At 59.5% G+C, this 20039-nt stretch carries 16 protein-coding genes; 8 read left to right on the top strand and 8 right to left on the bottom strand.

Annotated features, from left to right (window positions below; translation table 11 throughout):
* Positions 1-48: 48 nt before the first annotated feature.
* The gene (locus Poly24_RS04765; protein ID WP_145091222.1) at positions 49-1167 is read right to left on the bottom strand and encodes a Gfo/Idh/MocA family protein; all 1119 of its coding nucleotides are present in this window, start codon (positions 1165-1167) and stop codon (positions 49-51) included.
* A 221-nt stretch (positions 1168-1388) separates the two neighbouring features.
* Here Poly24_RS04765 and Poly24_RS04760 point away from each other — a divergent pair, with 221 nt between their 5' ends.
* Entirely contained in the window at positions 1389-2822 is a 1434-nt protein-coding gene (locus Poly24_RS04760) for a DUF1501 domain-containing protein (RefSeq protein ID WP_145091219.1), read from the top strand.
* A gap of 21 nt (positions 2823-2843) precedes the next feature.
* On the opposite strand, the gene Poly24_RS04755 is transcribed toward Poly24_RS04760, so the two are convergent.
* Positions 2844-3623, bottom strand: a complete 780-nt coding sequence (locus Poly24_RS04755) for a hypothetical protein (protein WP_231753469.1) — start codon at positions 3621-3623, stop codon at positions 2844-2846.
* A gap of 16 nt (positions 3624-3639) precedes the next feature.
* A complete protein-coding gene (locus Poly24_RS04750) occupies positions 3640-4803 on the bottom strand; it encodes a prenyltransferase/squalene oxidase repeat-containing protein (protein WP_145091216.1) in 1164 nt (387 codons plus the stop codon).
* Positions 4804-5041: 238 nt separating this feature from the next.
* On the opposite strand from Poly24_RS04750, the gene Poly24_RS04745 reads away from it, so the two are divergent.
* The gene (locus Poly24_RS04745; protein WP_231753468.1) at positions 5042-6985 is read left to right on the top strand and encodes a DUF1592 domain-containing protein; all 1944 of its coding nucleotides are present in this window, start codon (positions 5042-5044) and stop codon (positions 6983-6985) included.
* Between the two features lie 77 nt (positions 6986-7062).
* A complete protein-coding gene (locus Poly24_RS04740) occupies positions 7063-8418 on the top strand; it encodes a DUF1552 domain-containing protein (protein WP_145091212.1) in 1356 nt (451 codons plus the stop codon).
* Between the two features lie 25 nt (positions 8419-8443).
* Here Poly24_RS04740 and Poly24_RS04735 read toward each other — a convergent pair whose 3' ends face one another.
* From Poly24_RS04735 to Poly24_RS04725, 3 genes are all read right to left on the bottom strand, one after another.
* Positions 8444-9322, bottom strand: a complete 879-nt coding sequence (locus Poly24_RS04735; RefSeq protein WP_145091210.1) for an Rpn family recombination-promoting nuclease/putative transposase — start codon at positions 9320-9322, stop codon at positions 8444-8446.
* Positions 9323-9453: 131 nt separating this feature from the next.
* Positions 9454-10248 carry an SDR family NAD(P)-dependent oxidoreductase gene (locus Poly24_RS04730; protein WP_145091207.1) on the bottom strand — a complete coding sequence of 265 codons (795 nt, stop codon included), beginning with the start codon at positions 10246-10248 and terminating at the stop codon, positions 9454-9456.
* 5 nt (positions 10249-10253) lie between these two features.
* Positions 10254-11147 carry a fumarylacetoacetate hydrolase family protein gene (locus Poly24_RS04725; RefSeq protein WP_145091204.1) on the bottom strand — a complete coding sequence of 298 codons (894 nt, stop codon included), beginning with the start codon at positions 11145-11147 and terminating at the stop codon, positions 10254-10256.
* A gap of 185 nt (positions 11148-11332) precedes the next feature.
* Between Poly24_RS04725 and fhcD the strand changes: the two genes are divergently transcribed.
* The 5 genes from fhcD to Poly24_RS04700 all read left to right on the top strand — a co-directional run bounded on the left by fhcD (position 11333) and on the right by Poly24_RS04700 (position 16570).
* Complete coding sequence (gene fhcD, locus Poly24_RS04720; RefSeq protein WP_145091201.1) at positions 11333-12229, top strand: formylmethanofuran--tetrahydromethanopterin N-formyltransferase; 897 nt, start codon at positions 11333-11335, stop codon at positions 12227-12229.
* A 118-nt stretch (positions 12230-12347) separates the two neighbouring features.
* Positions 12348-13982 (top strand): formylmethanofuran dehydrogenase subunit A, encoded by a 1635-nt coding sequence (locus tag Poly24_RS04715; protein ID WP_145091198.1) that lies wholly within the window; start codon positions 12348-12350, stop codon positions 13980-13982.
* Positions 13979-14800 carry a formylmethanofuran dehydrogenase subunit C gene (locus tag Poly24_RS04710; RefSeq protein WP_145091195.1) on the top strand — a complete coding sequence of 274 codons (822 nt, stop codon included), beginning with the start codon at positions 13979-13981 and terminating at the stop codon, positions 14798-14800. Before Poly24_RS04715 ends, Poly24_RS04710 begins: the two co-directional genes overlap by 4 nt.
* 93 nt (positions 14801-14893) lie before the next feature.
* On the top strand, positions 14894-15397 hold the full coding sequence (smpB, locus tag Poly24_RS04705) for an SsrA-binding protein SmpB (RefSeq protein WP_231753467.1): 504 nt from the start codon (positions 14894-14896) through the stop codon (positions 15395-15397).
* A gap of 78 nt (positions 15398-15475) precedes the next feature.
* A complete protein-coding gene (locus Poly24_RS04700; protein WP_145091189.1) occupies positions 15476-16570 on the top strand; it encodes an NHL domain-containing protein in 1095 nt (364 codons plus the stop codon).
* Between the two features lie 104 nt (positions 16571-16674).
* Here Poly24_RS04700 and Poly24_RS04695 read toward each other — a convergent pair whose 3' ends face one another.
* Both Poly24_RS04695 and Poly24_RS04690 read right to left on the bottom strand, forming a co-directional pair.
* Positions 16675-17427, bottom strand: a complete 753-nt coding sequence (locus tag Poly24_RS04695) for a sensor histidine kinase (protein WP_145091186.1) — start codon at positions 17425-17427, stop codon at positions 16675-16677.
* A gap of 100 nt (positions 17428-17527) precedes the next feature.
* Complete coding sequence (locus Poly24_RS04690) at positions 17528-19921, bottom strand: dockerin type I domain-containing protein (protein ID WP_145091183.1); 2394 nt, start codon at positions 19919-19921, stop codon at positions 17528-17530.
* Between the last annotated feature and the right edge of the window lie 118 nt (positions 19922-20039).

Raw genomic sequence — 20039 nt, 5'->3', positions numbered from 1 at the left:
GTCGTCAGCCCGGCAAGGTCGATTCCATTGTATTCGATGCTGGCGAGGTTAATCGTTGAACATCGGGACGGTTTCCGCACGCCCTTCGTGATTCGCCGACCGCAGGGCCGCATCGAGAATCGCTTGAGTTTTCAAAGACACTTTGGGCCAGAAGGGGTCGCGAGTTCCCGACAGCACCAGTTCCGAGAACTTCCGGAACAATTGGGTCTCCTGCGCGTCGGCCGCATTGTTGCTGTATTCCGCCACGCCAATCTGGCGGGAATGCTGTTCCATCGTGAACCGACATCCCTCTTCGACAAAGTTGTGGTTGGCGACTTCAAAGCGGGAGGTGTTCCCGAGGAAAGGGAGAACGAAATCGTTCACCTGCAAATATCCCTTGTCGCCGCTGATATGTCCCAACTGCTGATGGTTGGTTCGGAAGGAGTTGTAGAACGACGCCGACGCTCCCCCCTCAAAATGCAGCTCCCCTTGAAACTCCATCGGTACCGCCTGGCCACTTCCGTCGCGGCAAACCGAATGCAAAATCCGCCCCCGGACCTCCGTCGGCATCTGATAGTTCATCGCAAACAGAATAAACCGGATCGTATACCAGCCCAGATCGCCCAGGCAGCCGGCCGGCTCCAGATCGCTTCCCGCCCGAATGTTGCTCTGCACCCAATCCTCGGGAGCACAGAAACTGAACTGGCTGGTGATTCGGCGAATCGTCCCGACGCTGCTGCCATCGTCCAAGACGCGACGCATCTCGTCCATCCGTTTGCTGTGCATGTACATCACGCCATCCATGAACTGGACGTTGTTGGCGTCGCACGCATCGACCATCCGCTGCACATCGTCGACCGTCACGCCGCAGGGCTTTTCGACCATCACGTGCTTGCCAGCATTGGCAGCTTTGACGACCCAGTCGGTCCGCAGACCGGTCGGCAACGGAATGTAAACCGCATCGATATCGCTGCGAGCCAGCAGATCGTCGTAGCTGCCGAGGGCATCGACGTCATGCGGCACAGGAGCCGACGCTTGGCACGCGGCGATAAACGCCTGGGCCTTCTCCGCCGAACGGCTAGCAACCGCCACGATCTGGCCGTTTCCCGAATTTCGAATCGAATCCCAGTTCTTCTTTGCGATCGCTGCGGCACTCAAGATTCCCCAACGACATACATTTCCATTCATGCTGTTTTTTCCAACCATAAAGATTAGCGACAAGGTCGAGCTTCGTTCCGCACGATCAGTGACAATTTATAACGTCTCGCACACTCCGCAGGGAGTTCCCGCAAACCGCCGGTGTCCAACAATTCCCAATGATTTTTTGCGTGCCACAGCCAAACGCGTTACACTTTCGCTTGCCCCCCTAACGACTCGCCCCCCACCTCACCTCACGGAGTCGCCCGCCAATGTTCCAGCACCCACAACTCCCACGCCGCCAAGCGATCCAGGCGGGCGCTGTCGGTCTGCTTGGACTGGGCATGTCCCATCTGGATCGGTTGCGAGCCGAAGGTGCCGCGTCGTTTGAATCGGCCCGCGCAAAGAACGTGATCTACATCTTCCTGTCCGGCGGGTTGGCTCAGCACGAGAGCTTCGACATGAAGCCGGACGCTCCGGCGGAAATCCGCGGGGAGTTCCAACCGATCGCCACTCGCACGCCGGGGCTGCAGATCTGCGAGCACCTGCCCAAGCTGGCCGCTCGCAGCGAGAAGTGGTCGCTGGTCCGCAGCCTCACGCATCCCCACAACGAACACTCGATGGGACACATGGTGATGCTCTCGGGGCGGTCCGACCTGCCGACTGGATTCAGTCCCAATGGCCCCAAACATACCGATCATCCATCGATCGCCGCGATCGCCGGACAGGTAACGCAATCGGTCAACAACCTGCCGCCAGCGATCATGCTGCCGGAGAAGCTGGTCCATCGATCGGGCCGCGTCTTGCCGGGTCAATTCGGCGGCCAGATGGGGCCGGGGACCGATCCGTTTTTGCTCGAATGCTGCAGCACCAATCGCCAGGCGTACGGGGCGTGGCCCGAATTTGGGTTCCATCACGCCCGGGGATCTGAAAATCCGAAAGACCTCTCGTTTGGCCTTCCGAGCCTACAACTGCCCAGCACGATCACCAAAGGTCGACTGGGCAGCCGCGTCGACTTGTTGGCCGAACTGCAATCGCAGCAGCGCGGCCTGCGGAAACTAGCCGAAGTCGACAGCTTCGATCGCTTCCAAGAACGGGCGTTGTCGATGTTGGCCGATGGAAAGATGAGTAAAGCCCTGGACGTCGTCGACGCCGATCCCAAGACGCTCGACCGCTACGGCCGACATGTCTTCGGTTGGTCGCTGCTGCTGGCGCGACGATTGGTCGGCGCCGGGGTGAACTTGGTTCAAGTCAACCTCGGCAACAACGAAACCTGGGACACGCACGGCAACGCGTTTCCGAACCTGAAGAACTATCTCTTGCCGCCGATGGACCAAGCGGTCGCGGCGCTGTTGGATGATCTCGACGCGTCGGGGCAATTGGACGAAACCCTGATCGTGATGGCGGGGGAATTCGGCCGGACTCCAAAAATCTCGCACCTCCCCAGCGCCTACGCTCTCCCGGGACGCGACCACTGGGGCGCTTGCCAGTCGGTCTTTTTGGCCGGCGGCGGAATCAAAGGAGGCCGCGTGGTCGGATCTTCCGATCAACATGGCGGTTGGCCCAAGGACAGCCCACAGACTCCCGAGAACTTTGCGGCGACGATCTACTCCGCGCTCGGGCTTCCCCGCACCTCCTACTGGCACGATCTGTTGGATCGCCCGATGCCGATCTATCACGGCGATCCAATGCCGGGGCTGACGTAAACGCGGTGTGAGGGCTAGGAGCTACGCGTCGTAGCGAACCAAAAACCAGCCCGATCCGAGCCGCAGATGCGAGCGCAGGTGATGGCTGTCTTGCAGCCCACCGACAAACGATTCGGGCTCGCTCGATTCGGGATGCCATTCGACCCAGTCGGCAGCTTTGCTACCGCCCAGCTGCAATTTGATCGCTCCATCGTCGCAGCGCTCGATCGCCGCGATACAGATCTCCCCGCCGGAGACCGTTGGTGGCGCAAGCAGGATCATCGTCGTGGGCTCGCCAAAGGGATACGCCATAAATGGACCGATCTGCGGCAACTCGCCATCCTCCTTAGGCCAGTCGCTTCGCAGCGGCCGGGCGATCGTTTCCAATTCGGCGACTCGAGCGACTAACCGCAGCCGTTTTCCCTGCCAAGCCAACGAAGCGTGATTGCTCGCCAAACCGCACCACAACGCGACGACAGCCGTCAACATCAACAGCGATCGCAGCGACCGAACGGGGCGGCTGGCCGCGGTCCCCTTCAGCATCGCCAGGAACAGACCGACTAACGAAACACCCGCCAACGCGATCACCACGACAAACAACGCCAGCCGCCATGCTCCAAACATCACCTTGGCCGATTGCAGCGCTGCGATCGGTGAATCGCTTCCCCGACGCAACGCTTCGGCGAGCGATTCGAACTGGGGATCGAAGATCGTCCAAACCAGCACCGTCGCCAGCGCGGCCAACTGGATCGCGTACAGGCAATTCCACTTGCTGTAAGGCTTGGGCGAGGACATGCCGATCGTTTGCTGAAACGACTCCATCAACGCGGACTCCGAGTTACTTGGCGGGAGCACAATAGGACAGAGCCATCAACGCGAAACTGGTTGCCAGGTTCTTATCGTTCTCGAACCAACGGCGGTTGTCGTTCGACCACGATCCATCGTCCTGCTGACGCTCGCCAAGCTCTGCGATCAGATCGGCTCGCCAATCGTGACTCTTCCCGTCGGCATCCTTTACGGTTTTCATGCCCGAGGTTTGCAGCGCCGCGGCGAAGGTGTGGTAGTAGTAATAAAGACCGGCCGAGCCCATGCCGGGATTATTTGCCACGTCGTAGTGATCGGTGATCCACTGCACCGCCGCTTGCACTCGCGGGTCGTTGGTGGTCAACCCCGCATAGATCATGCTCTTCAGACCGTTGTACGACATCGATCCGTAGCTACGGAGACCGCCGTTGGGCGTAAAGCGTTCGTCCGAAGTGCTTGGGTCGATCTTGGTTGTTGGGATCTCATAATAGAAGCCGCCGTCGTCGACCTTACCGGCAAACTGCGTATCGTTGTGTTTGCTGTTCAGGTTCTGGCACCGCGAGATAAAGACCAACGCCCGTTGAATCGCGGGATCGTTTGGCTCGACCTCCGCCGCGCGAAGGGCTTCGATAAAGTAGCCGGTGTTGGAGAGATCGGGCCGACCGTCGCCGCCGTATCCGACGCCTCCGTACCACGGATCCGACGGATCGCGTTTTCCTTGGCCGTATTGGATTCCCGTCACAAAGTCTTTGGCACGCTTCAGAATTTCGTTGTACTGACCACCCGAATTGGCTTCGGAAAAACAGACCATCGCGACGCAAGTCTCATAGTTCCGCAGCCGACCGTTGCCGTAGATCCCCCCGTCGGGCTTAACGAATCCCTCTAGTGCCTTGAGCCCCGCGGCGACCATCGGATCGTTTGCAATCCGACCGTTTCGCAGCGCCGATGTCAGCGCCAAGGCGGTTACCCCGGGGCCAACTTTATCGGAGAAGGTGCCGGCGTCGGATTGCCCCTGCTTTGCCAGATAGGCCAGTCCCTTGTCGACGATCTCGCGACGCTTTGCTTCCGACTTCGAAACCGTTTCCGTTTTCGTCCCCTCCGCGGCCGGTTGAGCGATCGCGCTGCCGGCGGTTACCGCCAACAGAGCTGCGGTGACAAAAAGGCGTCGCGCGTGGCGGAATTTCCATCGTTGATACATCCAGCAACTCCAAAAGGTAAGCGTTTTGTCGGCTCAACCATCAGGCGAGCGGTTCGGCTGAAAAGACAACGCAAACCGAATGCCAAACCTCTCAACGATGCTTTGAGATGGACGTTTGTCGGCTGCGAATCTATAATGGGGTTACCTATGCAGCCATTCTTTCGGTCGAAGGACCGATACCTCCCCTTACCGTCCCGACCCGCTGCGTAACCTACCTCGGAATCATGGCCCTCCCTCTATGGATCGCTTGTTTGCATTCAGCGGAATGCTTGCTATCGCTGTCGCTCTCACTCTCGGGCACGCATCCGCCTCCGCTGTCGATGCCAAAGCGCTCGAGAAATGGAAGAAGGACTTCAATGAATCGGTCCTGCCGATCATCCAGTCGCGTTGCATCGAGTGCCACCGCGGCGAAGATGCCGATGGAGAGTTCGATCTTGCCAAATTCCCCAGTGGCGAAGAAGTCGCCAAGCAGATGGGGATCTGGGAACGGGTCGGCAAACGAGTGCGGCTGAAGGAGATGCCGCCCGAGGGAAGTCCGCAACTGAACGACGAGCAGAAGAGTGCGTTCCATCGTTGGTTGGATTCGCAACCGAAAGAGGATCTGTGTTCGCAGATCGCCAACGAGGAGACGCAAGCGTGGTATCGCGGCGTGGTGATGAGTCGCCGGTTGACGCGGACCGAATATTTGAACGCGATCCGCGACGCGACGGGAGTCGCCGTCGATCCGCGGTTTGAAATCCCATCGGACGGCGCTGGCGGCGAGGGTTTCGATACCAACGGCGATTCGCTGTTCACCTCCCCGATTCATATCGAACAATACCTGGCTGTCGCCGCCGACGTGATCGGCCGCGCGATCGCTGATCCCGCGTCGACTGGAAACGCTCCGCTGCAATTGACCTTGCCGGGCAAGGCTGCCGACGGAACGGAACTCTCCGCCGAACAAGCCGCTCGCACGACACTCGGTCGATTTGCGCGGCGTGCCTGGCGACGACCGATCGCCGACGACGAGATCGATCGACTGATGCAATTGTTCGCTGCCGTGCAGGCGGGTGGAAAAGAGTACAAGCAAGCGATCGCCGAACCACTGAAGGCAATTCTCCTGTCGCCGAACTTCATGTTTGTCGTCGAATCGGAATCGGCTGAAGGAGGCGTGCAGCGACTTACACCGCATCAATTGGCGATGCGATTGTCGCTGTTCCTGTGGTCTTCGATTCCCGACGAGCAACTGTTGGCCCGAGCCGACGCGGGTGAACTCGACACGCCCGAACAAGTGATCGACGAAACCCGGCGGATGCTCGACGATCCGAAGGCTCGCTATCTCGGCGAGAACTTTGGCTTGCAGTGGATCAACATCAACAACCTACTGACCAACATCCGCCCCGATGCGGAGGTCTATCCAGAATACAATCGCCAGCTGGCCGAAGATCTCCGCGAAGAAGCGATCCTGACGATCGCGAACGTCTTCCGCGAGGACCGATCGCTGCTGGAATTGATCGACGCTCCCTACGTCTACGCCAACGACCGGATCGCAAAACACTATGGCTTGAACGTGGCGGACGACGCCGATTGGCAAGCCATCGACGCGGGAGAAACGGAACGCGGCGGAGTGCTCACGCTTGGGGCGACGCTGATGGCGACATCGTATCCGCGGCGGACCAGCCCGGTGCTGCGGGGCCGTTGGCTGCTGGAAGACATCCTCGGATCGCGCGTTCCGCCACCGCCGCCGGGCGTGCCGGCGTTGGAAGCCGCGGAGACGGAGAAAGTGGTATCGCTGCGCGAGCGACTGGAGATCCACCGCAAGAATCCCGAGTGCGCATCGTGCCACAACCGCATGGATCCGCTGGGCTTCGGGCTGGAAAACTTCGACGCTCTGGGCCGCTGGCGCGAATCCGAAAACGGATTTACGATCGATGCCGGGGGCAAATTGCCGTCGGGTGAATCGTTTACCGGGCCGAGCGAGTTGAAGAAAGTGGTCTTAAAACGGTCGCACGATTTCGAAAAACACTTTGTCAAAAAACTGCTCGGCTTTGCCTTGGGTCGCGGGCTCAATAAGTTCGATCAGTGTGTGATCGAAGATTGCATGAAAGCTTTAAAAGAGCAGGACCATCGCGCCGCGGCGATCATCGAAACGATTGTCGTCAGTTATCCGTTCCAGCATCGTTATTTTAAAGCTGCCGAATAAGATCGCCGACGTCGCTTGCGACGCAGCCGACCACGCCTCCCGCCTTCCAACCAACCTCTCCAATCCGGAGCCTCACGATGAACCGCAACGCTTTTTCCGCAACGACTTCGTCCAAGAGAACTCACGGTGTCAACCGTCGTCTGTTCCTGCGAGGAACCGGCGCTGCATTGGGGTTGCCGTTTCTGGCGTCCAGCAAATGGCTGCGAGGTAGCGAGACGGCGACGCCACCGCTGCGAAACGCATTCATCTACTTCCCCAACGGTGTCTGGGAAAAGGCTTGGGTGCCGGAGAAGACGGGCAGCGATTACCAGTTGACGCCTTCGCTGGAACCGATCGAAGCGATCCGCAACAAGGTGTTGGTGCTGACCGGGCTGGATAAAAAGCACAGCCACGGTGGCGACGGGCACTACGCCAAAACAGCGAACTTTCTGACCGGCATGCCCGTGGCGAAGACGACCGGCAAAAACATCAGCAGCGGCGGTGTTTCGGTCGACCAATTGATCGCTCAACACAACAGCGGGCTGACTCCCATTCCGTCGCTGGAACTGGGGACCGAACCGGTGATCAGCGGCATCGACAGCAACGTCGGCTACACGCGGCTGTACGGTTCGCACATCTCGTGGCAATCGCCGTCGCGACCGGTCGCTAAAGAGATCAATCCACGCGTCGTCTATGAGCGTCTGTTCGGTCAGAAGCAGGCTAAGGGTGCGTTGGCCGACAGCAATCTATTGGACTACGTTTTGGAGGACGCCCGCCGTGTTCGCAAGACACTCGGCCGCGACGATCAATTCAAGATGGACGAGTATCTCGATTCGGTGCGGTCGGTCGAACGGCGGATCGAATATGCGATGCGCGAAGATCCGCGGCAATGGCAACCGACACTCGACGCCGCACAGATCGCAGCCCGCCGGCCCGGTTCTCCCGCCGAATTCCGCGAACACATCGACGTGATGCTCGACCTGATGGTCTTGGCCTTCCAAACCGATTCGACTCGCGTCTGTAGCATGATGTTCGCCAACGACGTCTCGGGACGCAACTTCTCGTTCCTCGACGGCGTCAAAGGTGGCCACCACGAGCTGTCGCACCACGAGAACAACGAAAAGAAGATCGACCAATACCAGCGGATCAACCGTTGGCATGTCGAACAATTTACGAAGATGATCCAGAAGATGGACGCGATCCAGGAAGGGGAGGGGACGCTGTTGGATCACTCGATGATCATGTTTGGTTCGAGCTTCTCCGACGGCAACCGCCACGATCCCGACAACTTGCCGATCTTGTTGGCTGGTGGCGGCAGCACCGGAATCCAATCCGGACGCCATCTCGCGGCCGAAGGGCAAGTGCCGTTGTGCAACCTGTACCTATCGATGCTGCGACGCAACGGCATCGAACTGGAGAGCTTCGGCGACAGCAACGCCGAACTGTCGATCTAATACAACCGACGAACGCAGCGATCGGCTAAGCCAGTCGATCGTGCAGGCGCGTCCGCAGCTCCGCCAACAGCTGATTGAGTTCCTCGATCGAGAGTTGCTGCAAATCGGAAAGCGATTGCGGAGGCTCGTCCAACAGATCCTGAGTCAGCTGGATCTGCCCTGCAACGAATCCTTGTTCGCGTCCCTCATCGCGGGCACTGGCGATCGACCATTCGTAGTCTCGAATAGCTCTTTCACGCTGATCGTACATCACCCTATCCTCCGTTTTCTCAGCGATCCGCTCTACGACGATAATCGCTGTTTGAAACTCCACCGCAGGTAACAACTCCCGCAAACGGTCTGCATCGTAACGATGTGCATTCAAAAGAAAGAAGGCCCATTGTTCGAGCGGACTCGCCTCTGCGATCGTCTCTTCCCTAAAATTATACTTCGGCAATTCGACGGTGTGTACTTCGATACCATCGCCAAACGTTCGCCCGCTCTCGCGATCGACCATTTGATACCAATGGTGAGCCTGCGCCGAACCTCTATGCAGGTTCTGATTTACAAAACAAATGGAAATTGCCGAACAGAGGCGATGGTAGTCGTCCCCCCGCTCAAGTTGCTCGACATACATCGAACAAGCGTAATACGTCAATCGTTGCAACAATCCGGGAAACGCCGCAACCTGCAGCTCGACATTCAACATCCTCCCCGTAGTATCGCGTGCGCGAACGTCCAGGATGATCTGCTTCGCCTCCTTGAATTCCTGGTAATTGAAAGGATTGAGAATCTCCACCGACACGATCGGATGTTCCAAACAAAGCACCGCGTTGAGCAAGCCGATCAATGCCTGCACATTCTCGGGACTGCCAAAGATCTTCTTGAACGCAAAATCGACGAGCGGACTGATACCAAGCGGCATGACGGTGTCCCCAACAACTCGATCTCAAAAATCGGTCACGGCACACCTTCATGTTAAAGCATCAGACCGGCAAAAAACCATGGCCCCCGATCGGGCAAGAACGGCGTACCGCTGGCGAAATCCCGCACAACCTACGGCTTGCGATTCCAGCCGCCGTTGACTTCGAGTGTCTGGGCGTTGATGAATGCAGCGGCGGGGCTGCATAAGAATGCGATCGCGGCAGCCACGTCATCGGGGCTCCCCCAACGTTGCAGCAGCGAACTGTCGATCGCTCGCCGGTTCCACCCCTCGTCGGCGACTTCGCCCCAGGCGGTCCGGATCCATCCAGGCGCTACACAATTGACGCGAACATCGGGAGCAAGTGTTTGAGCCATGCTCTTGGACAACGCCATCACCGCAGCTTTAACCGGGGCAAACATCATCCCGGCATCCCCTTCCATCCCGTGCGGAGCTTGGTCCCAGCCGATGAAGACCATCGAAGCAGGGAGCCCCGCGGAAGGTTGTTCACGCATCCGATCCCCGACACGACGGGCGAGATCGGTCGTGCCGCGGACATCGACAGCCCATAACAGATCGAGCTTTTCTTGAAAGCTCAGTTTGGCGGCATCGCCCGTCAACACATCGGCCCCCGCGTTGTGAACCCAGCTGTCGATGCGGTCATGCCGTTGCCAACAGATGTCGACCAACGACTCTCGGTCGGCGGCGGATTGCAAATCCGCCTGCACGATCGACGCCTCGCCACCGATCGCCCGAATCGCCTCCGCCGTCTCTTCGGCTCCCGCTTCGTTCTGCCGGTAATGAACGACCACCGCCGCGCCGCGAGCTGCCACGTGCAGGCAGGTCGCCCGGCCGATACCGCTGGAACCGCCCGTGACGACAACCGTCCGATCCTTCAGGCTAGCCGAATCTTCGACGTGACTGGCCATCGCAGTTACGCAAACCGCTGAGCGCGAAACGACTTCGCTTCGTCGCTATCAGCCGCTACACAAGGGTTGGTCAAGCTGCCGATCCCTTCGATTTCGACGGTGCAGCTGTCGCCTGGTTTCAGGAATCGCTTCGGCGTCCGCGCCGCACCAACTCCCGGAGGCGTGCCGGTGAAGATCAGATCGCCCGGACGCAGCGTGGCGATCTGCGTCAGGTGAGCGATCAGTTCGGGGATGCTGAAGATCAGCTCGCGGGTCGTGCCATCTTGCAGCGTCTCGCCCGAAACGTGCATCTTGACCGACAGGTTGCCCGGATCGGAGAGCTCCGATTTGTCGACGATCACCGGACCGATCGGTGCAAAGGTGTCGAAGGTTTTGCCCAACAGCCACTGGCCGCCGGGAGTTCCCTTTTGCCAATCGCGAGCCGAGACGTCGTGGCCACAGGTGTATCCGAAGACACAGTCCATCGCTTCGTCGACCGAAACATTGTGAGCTGTCTTGCCGATCACGATCACCAATTCCGCTTCGTAGTCGACGCTGTCGCTGACCGTTGGCAAGATGATCGGATCGCCCGGGCCAACCACGCTGGAGGGGAATTTGCAGAAGACGACGGGGGATTCGGGGATCGGGCTGTTCGTTTCGATAGCGTGGTCGCGGTAGTTCAGTCCGATGCAGATCACTTTTTCGGGAGCCGCAACGGGTGCGAGAATCTTCACCGAATCGACGGCGATGCTCTCCGCGGCGTCCGCTTTGGCCAGCCGCGCATCGAGGCCCTCGGTCGCCATCAGTTCCTGCATCGTGCTTGGGAGCGTGGCATCGATTCCCGCCAACGGCGTGATCCGGTCGCCAGCAATAAGACCCAACTGGACAACATTGTCGATTTCAAAACGGCAGTAGCGCATCGGTACAAAGGACCTTTCGAAGAGGATCGCGGCGGGATGGAGCAGCGACGGTGCTGCCCCGACCATCGTACGCTACCGCCTGCGGTCGGAAAAGCCGATGCGGTGCGTGTCTGGTCGATGGCAAGCCGGCTCGTTACGCTGTGTTGACGCGACGGCAATCCCCGATTTCACGAGCAGCTTCCCCCATGAACGCCCTTCCCAAAATCGACGATACGTTTGCCGAAGCCTTTCCGATGAAGGCGACCCGGTTGATCATCACGGCGATCGATGCGGAACTTGCGAAAATCGCGGCTCAGGAATTCTGCGGTAACGCGTCGAGCGTGATCGGATGCGATGCCGAAGCGGGGATCGAACGCGTGCTGGCCGCCGATCAAACTCCCGACGGGCGACCCGGCGTGAGCGTGCTGGCGTTTGCGTTCAATCGCAAGTCGTTAGAGAAAGCAGTCGCGTCGCGGATCGGCCAGAATGTCCTCACCTGCCCGACGACCGCCTGTTATGCGGGGATGACTAGCGAGTCGAAAGAGGATCGGATCAAGATGGGAGCCCAGCTGCGATTCTTCGGCGATGGCTACCAGTTCTCCAAGAAGTTGGCCGACCGTCGGTTTTGGCGGATCCCTGTAATGGACGGCGAGTTCGTCTGCGAAGACGTCACCGGAACGGTGAAGGGGATCGGCGGGGGCAATCTGCTGGTCTGTGGCCGCTCGCAGATCGAGACGCTTGCCGCCGTGCGAGCCGCCGTCGCGGCGATCCAATCGCTCGACGATGTGATCCTGCCGTTCCCGGCGGGGATCGTCCGCAGCGGATCGAAGGTCGGATCAAAATACGACAAACTGCCGGCGAGCACTAGCCACACGTGGTGCCCGACGTTGATCGGACAGTGCGACAGCGATCTCGAAGCGGGTGAGCGGGCGGTCTACGAGATCGTGATCGATGGCCTCTCCGAGCAAGCGGTTGCCACGGCGATGGCGGTCGGGCTGCGAGCGGCTTCGCTGCCGGGAGTCCTGCGAATTTCAGCTGGCAATTACGGCGGCAAACTGGGACCACATCACTTTCATTTGCATCGGTTGCCAACGATCGATTGATCGTCAGCCATCGCGACGACAACCTGCCGCGACAGCGGTATACTCGGGGACGCGATCACCTGCGATCGCGTCGCCCAAAAAAATCACTCGACACTCGACCACTTCAGGCAACCGCATCATGCTTCGCATCACGGGGGGGACCGTTTATGATCCGGCCAACCAGATCAACGGCAAAGTCCGCGACATCTGCATCGTCGACGGGCGGATCGCAGAGTCGGCCGTCGGAGCACGCGAGATCGATGCGACCGGCTTGATCATCTTTCCCGGCGGCGTCGACGTGCATACGCATGTCGCCGGCGGCGCGATGAATTTCGCTCGAGCGATGACCCCCGAGGACCATCGCCGCACGCAGACCTTCATCCGCAACCAATCGCGGCGGTCGGGCATTGGCGGGATGACGCCCAGCACGTTTGCGACAGGTTATCTGTACGCCGGGATGGGCTGGACGACGGTCAACGAAGCGGCGGTGCCGGTGCTGTCGGCACGCCACACGCACGAAGAGCTTGGCGAGATCCCGATCGTCGACAAGAGCTGCCTGGTGTTGATGGCCAACAACGAGATCATGATGGATCTGATCCAGGCGGGAGAATACGAAAAGGCGAAAGATGTCGTCGCTTGGTATGTCTGGGCTGCCAAAGCGTACGGCGTCAAAGCGGTCAGCCCCGGCGGCGTGGCGGCGTGGAAGTGGGGCGAGGATGCGAAGCAATTGACCAGCCCAATCGCCGGTTATCACAAGCTGACGCCGGGCGACATCGTTAAAAACCTGGCTCGGATCGTCGACGATCTCCAGCTGCCCCATCCGATGCACCTGCACTGCAACAACCTGGGCGCACCGGGGAACATTTCGACGACGATCGAAACGATGAAGCATCTGGAAGGGCATCGCGCTCACATCGCCCACCTTCAGTATCACGCTTACGGCGGCGACGACTGGGATACGATCCGCAGCGAATCGGCGCAGATGGCCGACTACTTCAACGCTCATCCTCACATGACTACCGACGCCGGGGCGGTGCTGTTTGGCGACGCGGTCACGATCACCGCCGACGGGCCTTGGCAACACATGCTGTACCAATTGACGGGGCGGAAGTGGGGCAATCTGGATGTCGAAAACGAAACCGGCTGCGGGATCGTCCCCTACACCTACAAGCCGTCGAATTTGGTGAACGCCGTGCAGTGGGCAGTCGGATTGGAACTGTTGCTGTTGATCAACGATCCGTGGCGAGTTTTCCTGACGACCGATCATCCCAACGGAGCCTGCTTTTGGCGGTATCCGGAGATCATTCAGTTATTGATGTCGGCCGACTTCCGCAACGACTGCATGAAGATCCTGCCGCCGCAGATCAAGAGTCGAATCACGCTGCCCGAGCTGACGCGTGAGTACACGCTTTACGAAATCGCAACGATCACATCCGCCGGACCGGCCCGCGCCTTGGGGCTCTCCCAGAAGGGGAACCTCGGAATCGGCAAAGATGCCGACCTGGTGATCTATCGCGCCGACAAAGATATCGCCCGGATGTTTGGCCACCCGCGGTACGTGATCAAAGCCGGAGAGATCGTGATCGACGATGGCGATATCCGCGAGACGCCTGAAGGACAACAGTTCATCGCCAAACCGCAATACAATCCCGACACCGACGCCTTCTTGCGACCGCGGTTTGAGGATTGTTATTCGCTGGCGTTCGAAAACTATCCCGTCGACCTCAGCGGAATCGAACAGCCCGAAGTTCACGACTGCAACGCAAATCCATGATCCGTTTAATACTGAAACGCCAGCCGAAGGTGCCGCTGCAAGCCGAACGTCTGTCGCCCGACGGGCTGAGCGGTCTGTCGCACGATGCGATTGGCGCGATTGAGATCCTCCACGGACGCCGACGTTGCCGCGTCGATGAGTTCTTCGAAGTGCAAGGCGAAGGAGCGGACGAATTGCAGATCGAAGGGGACCTCCGCAAGGTCCAACAGATCGGCAGCGGGATGACTCACGGCACGATCGCGATCCGCGGCGACGTTGGCATGCACTTGGGAGCGTCGATGTCGGGCGGCAAGATCAACGTCGACGGAGACGCTGGTGACTGGGCCGGTGCAGAGATGGTTGGCGGTGAAATTCACATCAGCCGCAATGCGGGAGATCGCATCGGCGGCGCTTATGTCGGCAGCCTGACCGGGATGAAAAACGGAACGATCCTCGTCGGCGGAACCGTTGGATCGGAGATCGGTCTGCGGATGCGGCGCGGTTTGATCGTCGTCGGTGGCCAGGCGGGAGAGCTTGCCGGACTGCAGATGAAAGGAGGGACGATCGTATTGCGAGGTGGCGCCGCAGCGCGATGCGGAGCTTGGATGCGGCGAGGGACAATCGTGTCGCTGCAACCGGTGGCGACGCTGGCAACCCATCGCTATTCGACTGATTACAATCCGACGTTCTTGAATCTGTACGCGCGACACCTGCAAGGCTTCGGGATCGAGATCCCCTATCGCAGTGAAGAGGGCGGATACGCGAGGTACTGTGGCGACGGATCGGTTCGCGGCAAGGGAGAGATTTTGGTTTGGCAGCCACGCGACGCAAGCGTCTGATCGCCGCCAAGCCCGCCGACAAACGGCCTCCCCTTCGCCGGCGGTCTGTTTGTGTTGTAGAATTCGCATTGCAACATTCAACAGGTAGAGCACGTGGCGAAGAAAAAACAGCAGAAATCGAAGGCGAAATCGGGCAAGAAGCCGCCGCCCCCTAAAAACGTCGCCGAGAACCGGAAGGCGAAACATCAGTACGAGATCTTTGAAACGCTCGAGTGCGGGATGGTGCTGGTCGGTAGCGAAGTGAAATCGATGCGCGACGGAAAACTCTCGCTCGACGAAGCGTATGGCCGGATCCAAGGAGGCGAACTCTGGTTGATAGGGGCCGACATCGGGCACTACTCCAACGCCGGCTTGTGGAACCACGACCCGCGGCGGCCGCGAAAGCTGCTGGTTCACAGCCGCGAATTGGACAAAGTGAGCGGCAAGGCGAAGGAACGGGGCGTCACGATCGTCCCGCTGCGCGTCTATTTCAACGAACGCGGGATCGCCAAATGCGTGATCGGTCTGGTCCGCGGCAAGAAGCTGCACGACAAACGCGAGACTTTGAAAAAACGCGATACCGACCGTGGACTTGCCCGCGCGATGCGACGACGATAGGCGATACGCCGCCGTGCCCCCAATGGGGACGGCCGACTCCCAAAACCACGAACCCTTGAATTTGCAGAAGGTCTCTCCATGAATCGATTCCGTTGGTGCACGTGTTTGGCAATCGCCGTTTGTTTGACTTCCGCAACCGCTCGCGGTGGCGACATTCAAACCGTCGCAGGAACCGGTGATCCTTCGAACAACGGAAACTCTGGCGTCGCCACGCAGGTCAACGTCGGCGATCCCTTCGGCGTCGAAATTGGCCCCGACGATGCACTCTACATCACCGAGGTTCGCAACCACCGCGTACTGCGACTGGATCGCAAAACGGGACAACTGACCACCGTCGCCGGGACCGGCGACAAAGGCTACAACGGCGATGGTGGACTGGCGACCGACGCCAACTTAAACGAACCGTATGAAGTTCGCTTCGACCGCGACGGCAACATGTTTTTCGTCGAAATGATGAATCACGTGATCCGACGCGTCGACGCCAAGACGGGCAAGATCGAAACGATCGCGGGAACGGGGAAGCAAGGTTTTTCAGGCGATGGCGGCCCGGCGACCGAGGCGATGTTCTCGCGTCCGCACAGCATCGCACTGGACCACCGTGGCGGCTTGTACGTGGCCGATATCGGCAACCACCGGATTCGCCGTATCGATCTGCAATCGGGCACCGTCGACACGTTTATCGGAAACGGAAAAAAGCAGTTGCCCAAGGCGGGCAAGGCGGACGCAAACAGTTCGATGGTTGGGCCGCGAGCTCTGTTTATCGACGGCGATACGTTGTGGATCGCGCTGCGTGAAGGGCACAGCGTGTGGCGGTTGGACCTGCCGACGCAAAAGCTCTCGCACGTCGCGGGGACCGGAAAATCGGGCTTCAGCGGCGATGGCGGCGATCCGTTAAAAGCGACCTTCAACGGGCCCAAGGGCGTCGCTGTCGATCCCGATGGGAACGTCGTCGTGGTCGACACCGAAAACCAAACGATTCGCAAGATCGATCTGAAGAAGAACGTGATCACCACGATCGCGGGTAAAGGACCAAAGCACCGCGGCGGAGCAGGGGACGGCGCGGCAGCGACCGAAGCTCAACTGGACCGGCCTCATGGAATCTGCGTCGACGCGGCGGGAGTCGTCTATATCGGCGACACGATCAACCACCGCGTGCGAGCGTTTAAAGAGTAGACGCAGCCACGGCGGTCGTCCCGTTCCAGAGGGCTCTGTTCAATCGCCGCGTGCAGGCGTTTAAAGACTAAACGCCGGCTAAAGACGAACCGCCCGCGAGGTTGTTATTGCAGCAGCCGCGGCGGCATCGGAAACTCGATCGTGAACTTCGTCCCGCGGCCGACTTCACTCTGCAACGAGATCCGCCCGCCGTGGGCTTCGATGATCTTCTTGGCGGTCGGCAGGCCAAGCCCCGAGCCGCCATTTTTGGAACTGTAGAACGGTTCAAACATGTGCAGGATCGTGTTGTCATCCATCCCGCAACCGGTGTCGATCAGATCGATCGCCACCGTCTTTTTGGTCGTGTAGGTGCGAGCCAATAACTGGCCGCCATCCTCCATCGCTTCGAGCGCGTTTTTCACTAGGTTCATCAGCGCCGCTTGCAACGCGTCGCTGTTGATCATCACGCTGGGAGCGTCGTTGTCCAGGTAGCGGAGGATCTCGACGCCCGATTGATCGGCTTGGGCCTGGTAGGCGCGAAGCACCCGATCGATCTGGTCGTTCAGACTGCCGGGGGTCAGTTCGACCGACTGCAAGCGGGCGAAGCGGAGGAAATCTCGCAACAGGTTCTCCATCCGCTGGCACTGCTGGCGGATGATCTCAACCTTGTCGAGCGCTCGACGGCGGATCGGCGAATCGGACTCCGCGATCTCTTCGCTGAGCAGTTCCGAATTCATATGGATCACGCTCAACGGATTCTTGATCTCGTGGGCCAACGAACCGGCCAATTCGGCTAGCTCCTCGTACCGCCGCCGCAAACTCGCCTCTTCAGGTCGCTCGCGCGTCTTCGATTCAGACTCCGTTGGATCGTCGTTCATAGCGTCTGGCAATTGGATAGGGAGGAAAGCCCCAGGACAGTCCCGGCCGGTATATGCTAACCCTGGATTGCCGATTTAGGAACGGTGCGACAAGTGGGCTTTAGCGAACGCGTTTTTCCAGTTCCAGCAGCCAATCGACATCCACGGCCCACAGCGCATCGTCACTTGCTTCCGCGGCCGGTGCCGCCTGCGAGGCCGACTGTCGCCCAATCGCATTGATCACGATCAAGGCGTCCAACGGTGTTAAGAAATAGTCGCCGTTGGTGTCAAAATAACTCTCCCCCAGTGGCTCGGTCGCCGGATCGAGCCGGCGAGGCCCGCCATTAAGATTCAAACTATTGAGAATCCGCAACGCGTCGATCGGGGTGACAAACGTGTCGCCGTTGACATCCCAGCGGTTATCGGGGTTTTGATAAAATGCCGGTTCATCATCGCGGACCAAAAGCTCCGTCGTCGCGGCCAGATAGAGATCCGTAGTGAAGTTCAGCTTGAGCGTGCGCGGTCCCTGCTGAAGCGTATCATCCTCGCCAGTCAGCGGGACCACCACCTGTTGCTGCCCCGCGGGGATCGTGACGGTCGAACCAATGCCCAATGTCCCACTTGGGTCGCCAGAGACCTGCACGACGATTGCACTTTGCGTATCGGTATTCGAACGTCGGACGGTCAACGCCAGCCCGCCGGCAAGTTCATCTTCGGAAATCTCCGACACATTGAGTGAAGCGATGATCGATTCAACGTCATTGACCACCAAACCGACCTCGCTATCGTCGAATCCGCTGGCCGAGGCGACGAACCGAACGTCCTGATCACCATCGAGCAAGTTGTCGTCGATCGCCGTGACCGGAACGACCACGCTTGACTGCCCCGCAGGAATCGTAACCGAGGTCGGCACGACGGCTTCCGACCGATCCGAACTGGACAGCGAAACCGTCTGCGAAGCGGCGGTCGACGCCGTGCCGCGCGAAATGGTCAACTCCGCCGCACCGGCCCCTGCATTCTCGTTGATCGAACTTCGATTCACTGTCAACAACAGGGCAGGCGGCTGCCCTACGGCAATTTGAAATGTCTGTACCGCACTACCGCCATCGTCGTCGGTGACGGTAATACGCACCGTTTTCGTGCCGACCGACGTATAGATATGATTTGCGTTGAACGAGGCCAGTGTAGCGCGGGACGCATTCCCCACTTGGTCGATCGTCGCATCGCCAAGATCCAGCGTGGAACCGTCGCCCCAGTCGATGCTGTAGGTAAACGTTTCATCGCTGTCGTTGGCGGTGTTTCGGAAACCGGGATCGCTGATCTGCCCAATGTTGGTGATCGAGATCGACTGGCCCACCGTCGCGGCTAGATTGCCGCTGACCTCCAACGTCGGATTCACGTTGGTCACGGCAGCGGACAGCGATTTGGATTGCTCACCCAATCGGCTGCCGTTGAGCACCACGTTCACATCGTACGTGGCGTTGTCAGCGTACACGTGGCTGCCACTGACGGTTACCTGCCGGTTTGCCAAAGTCCAGCCGAGGTCATCCAAACCAGCCCAATCGAGCGCGGTCGGATAAGTACGCATTCCACGGGCAAGACTTGGATCCAACAGCGTCGGCTGACCGTCATCGGTAATCGTCGCACTCCAGTGGCCTCCACTGACCGGCACATTGCCGCTGCCATCGTAGGCCGCCCGCGACTTGGCGCCCGTAAAGCCATTGCCCGAAACCAACTGGTTCCAGCTTTGCGACGTTCCAAACCCTAACAAGTGCGCGATCTCGTGCATCGCGACCGAAACAAAATCAACTTCGCCTGGCTGAATCCCATCGACGTCGGCGTCAAAATACCAGTCGGTTAAATCGCTGTCGAAGGTGATCGAACCGCCCCAGGGGCCAAAGTCAGTGGGATTGGTTCCAGCGGCCCCGGTCTGACCGCGCGTGGAAACGCTGTCGAGAAAACTCTGCGTGCCCGACGCGCTGAACCCGCCAAACGAACCTTCTCCCAACTGCGAACCGGGCAACGGCTGAGCGCCGGCGTAGATGATCAACTCATTCGCTTTGACACTCATGTTGGTGACCGAAACCTGCTTGGTGCGATCCGCTGGATTGGCAAACGTCGCGGTCCAGGTGTTGCTTGCACCGGGAGTGATCGCGCCGAGCGAATCGGTCAAGCGTTCGACCATCAAATCAACAGCGCTTTGCAGCAGCGCCCGCCGCTCGGTCGTGAAGAAACCTCGCGTGTCGTAGTCATACCGGATCACTGCGGTTAGCGGCCCGTTAGTGTTGACCGACGAAACGGTCGCTGGCGACGTGCTGCCATCGCCCCACTGAACCGATCCGCTGACCGAACCGACAAACGCCGAGGCGTCGATCGAAGTACTGAAATCAAATGGCGTCGCTTCGGCCACCGCCAACAGGCGACGACATTCCAGCCTTTCCGCCCATAAACGCCGCGCGCGCAAAGGCTGGCGACGACGACGGCTCTGCGATCCCGATCGAGATGAAATATTCAAGGTTTCACTTGTGGGGAAACGAGAAATAACAAGGGCAGGGCACCACGATGCAACGACCAACGACCCGCGGCGAACGTCTCCGAACAAGGAGATTCGGACGATTGTTACATCGATATCT

Origin of the sequence: Rosistilla carotiformis (assembly GCF_007753095.1) — a bacterium.
In the GTDB taxonomy this organism is placed as follows: Bacteria; Planctomycetota; Planctomycetia; order Pirellulales; family Pirellulaceae; genus Rosistilla; species Rosistilla carotiformis.
The sequence above is the reverse complement of the archived record's forward strand: the minus strand, read 5'-3'. Positions and strand labels throughout refer to the sequence as shown.